The following is a 3,553-nucleotide window of genomic DNA, read 5'->3' on the forward strand; positions in this document are numbered from 1 at the left end:
CGCCGCCGGCGAGCGCCATGTCGCACTCGCCGCTGCGCAGGGCCTGCGCGGCCAGGTGCACGGCGACCAGCGACGACGAGCAGGCGGTGTCGACGGTGACCGCCGGACCCTCGAACCCGAACGTGTACGAGATCCGCCCCGACGCCACGCTGTACGAGTTGCCGGTGCCGACATACCCCTCGAAGCCCGCCGGGGCCTGGTGGAGAAGGCGTCCTCCGTAATCGCCGTACATCACACCCACGAAGACGCCTGTGGCGCTGCCCCGCAACGAGTCGGCCGGAATGCCCGAGCGTTCGACGGCCTCCCACGAGTGCTCCAGCAGGAGCCGCTGCTGCGGATCCATCGCCAGGGCTTCACGCGGACTGATCCCGAAGAAGTCCGGGTCGAACTCGTCGGCGTCGTACAGGAACCCGCCGTTGCGTGTGTAGCTCTTGCCTGCGGCGTCGGGGTCGGGGTCGAAGAGCTCCTCGACGTTCCAGCCCCGGTTCGACGGGAAGTCCCCCACGCCCTCCTCCCCGTTGGCGGCGAGCTGCCACAACTCGCCGGGGGAACGCACGCCTCCGGGATAACGGCAGGCCATGGCGACGATGGCGATCGGTTCGCCCTCACGCGCGGCGGGGGCGGGGGTACCGTCGGCCGGCCCGCCGTCCGTCGGCGGTTGCTCGCCCACCAGCCGGGCGTGCAGATGGGCGGCGAGGGCGTGCGCTGTCGGGTAGTCGAAGATCAGCGTGGCGGGCAGCCGCAGCCCGGTCACCATGTCCATCTGGTTGCGCAGCTCGACCGCGGTGAGCGAGTCGAACCCGAGCTCCTGGAACGGCCGCTGGGGCGGAATGTCCTCGGCGGAGCCGTGTCCGAGTACGGCCGCGGTCCGGCCACGGACGAGATCCAGCAGATACCGCTCCTGTTCTGCGGCCGTGAGCCCGGCGAGTGCCCGCGCCGGCGACGTGGAACCGGCCGGTGCGCCGCGACGCGTGGTGGGAACGCGGACCAGGCCCCGCAGGACGGCGGGAAAGTCTCCCGCGGCCCGGACGGCTGCGCCGTGCAGCGCGGCGAGGTCCAGCCGTACCGGAACGAGCAGCGGCTCGGCCGGTGTGCGCAGCGCGACGTCCAGCAGAGACAGGGCCTGCTCGGGCGCGAACGGCACGAGTCCGGTACGGGAGAACCTGCCCTGCGCGGACCGGTCGAGGGTGTCCGCCATGCCACCGGCGTCCTCCCACAGACCCCACGCCAGTGACGTGGCCGGCAGGCCCGCCGCGTGCCGGTGGTGGGCGAGGGCGTCCAGAAAGGTGTTGGCCGCCGCGTAGTTGCCCTGCCCGGGATTGCCCAGAATGCCGGCGGCGGAGGAGAACAGCACGAACGCGGCGAGTTCCATGTCGCGCGTCGCGTGATGCAGGTTCCACGCGGCGTCGACCTTCGGACGCAGCACGTCCCCGAGCCGCCGCTCGGTCAGCGACCCCACCAGGCCGTCGTCCAGAGCTCCCGCCGCGTGGAAGACCGCTGTGAGCGGATGCGCGGCGGGCACGGCGGCGATCAGGTCACGAACGCTCTCGGGGTCGGCCACGTCGCACGCCACCAAGGTCACTCGGGCACCGAGCTCCTCGAGCTCCGCGCGCAGCCGTTCGGCGCCGGGCGCCTCGGGGCCGCGACGGCCGCACAGCAGCAGATGCCGGACGCCGTGCGCACGGACCAGGTGATCGGCGACGAGCCCTCCCAGGCCGCCGGTTCCTCCGGTGATCAGCACGGTGCCGTCCGGGTCCAGGGACCTCCCCGGGGCGCCGTCCCACGCGGAGGCGGCGCGCGCGAGGCGCGGCGCATGGAGGCCGCCCCGCCGCGCGGCGAGCTGCGGCTCACCGGTGGCGAGGGCGGAGTTCAGCAGCGACTCCCAGCCGTCGGCGGCATGCGGGACGTCGAGGTCGACCAAGACGAAACGGCCGGGGTTCTCGGACTGTGCGGCCCGCACGAGCCCCCAGACCGCGGCGTGACCGAGGTCCGGCACGCCCTCGGTACGTTCGACGGCCACGGCGCCCGACGTGACCACGGCCAGCTGTGAGGAGGCATACCGCGGGTCCGCCAGCCACGCCCGGACCGTGTCGAGTACGTGCCGTGTCGCGGCGTGGACCCCCGACACGGTGTCGGGGCCCGCCGTACGGGCGGGGGCGCAGGGCAGCACGACGGTGCCGGGCACCGGGAGCCCCTCGTCGACGGCCCGGCCCAGCGCGGCGAGGTCGGGGTGGGCGCCTTCGAGGATGACCGGAGCGCTGCCGTCCGGGGGCGTTCCCTCCGTCGGGCGCCCGGGCGACGGCAGCACGGCCCAGTCCAGGCGGTACAGCGCGTCCCCCTGGTCCGCGCCCAGCGCCGCGAGCCTGTCCACGGAGACGGAGCGGGTCGCGACCGACCGGACGTCGGCGACCGGAGTGCCCGTGGCGTCCGCGATCGCCAGTTCGACGTCCCCTTCCTCGGTCGGGGTGAGACGGACCCGCAGCCGCCCCGCGCCGGCCGTGTGCAGGGTCACGCCCGACCAGGAGAACGGCAGCCGCACGGCCTCCGTCGCCGCGTCCGTCCCGTCGCCCTCGCCGGTCGGGGCGTCCGGGTTCAGGGCGAGCGGATGCAGGGCGCCGTCCAGGAGGGCCGGATGGAGCCCGTACCGGTCACCGTCGGCTCCGGCCGCGGCGCCCTCGGGCCATGCCACCTCGGCGTACAGGGCCTCTCCGTGCCGCCACGCCGCGCCGAGCCCCTGGAAGAGCGGGCCGTACGTGTACCCCCGGTCCGCCAGCCGCTCGTAGAACTCCGTCACGTCCACGGGACGAGCCCCTTCGGGTGGCCACACGGACACCGCGCCCGACGGCACGACCTCCGCCGCGCCGAGCGCACCGTCGGCGTGAACCGTCCACGGCCGGTCGAACAGAGCTCCGGCCCCGTCACCCGAACCGGACGGGCGGGGCCTCGAATGGATCAGGACCGTACGGTCGCCCGAGTCGTCGGGCGGCCCGACGGTGACACGCAGCTGGACGCCACCTGCCTCCGGGAGGACCAGTGGGCTCTGCAGCGTCAGCTCCCGCACCCCGCCGCAACCGCTCCGCCCGGCCGCGTACAGGGCCAGCTCGACCAGGGCCGTACCCGGCATCAGAACGGTGCCGGCGATCATGTGGTCGGCGAGCCACGGGTGGGAGTCCAGCGAGACGCTGCCCGTGAGCACGAGACCGCCGTCGGGCAGTTCGCCCACGGCCCCCAGCATCGGATGGTCGGCGGCGCCGAGCCCCAGTTCCGCCGGGTCACCGCCCGGCATGGGCTCCTTGATCCAGTAACGGGCGTGCTGGAACGGATAGGTGGGCAGCAGGGCGGCCGCGCCGTGCCGTCCGTCCGGGCCGGGGGAGGGAAGGACACCGGCCCAGTCGACGGCCGCACCGACGGCGTGGAGCCGGGCAGCGGCCGTGAGCAGCGCACGCGTCTCGCGCTCCTCGGCGTGCAGGGTGTGGGTGACGGTGGGTCGGTGGTCGTCGGGCAGGGTGGTGTGGATGTGGGGGGTGAGGGTGGGGTGGGGGCCGATTTCGAG

General features: G+C 74.4%; 1 protein-coding gene. It reads right to left on the reverse strand.

The genetic code is table 11. The features are described from left to right. Positions 1 to 3,553, reverse strand: a 3,553-nt coding sequence (locus ACZ4UU_RS45065; protein WP_471909269.1) for a type I polyketide synthase, incomplete at both ends; no start/stop codon positions are given.

The sequence above is a fragment of the Streptomyces sp. NPDC028907 genome (genome assembly GCF_055564995.1).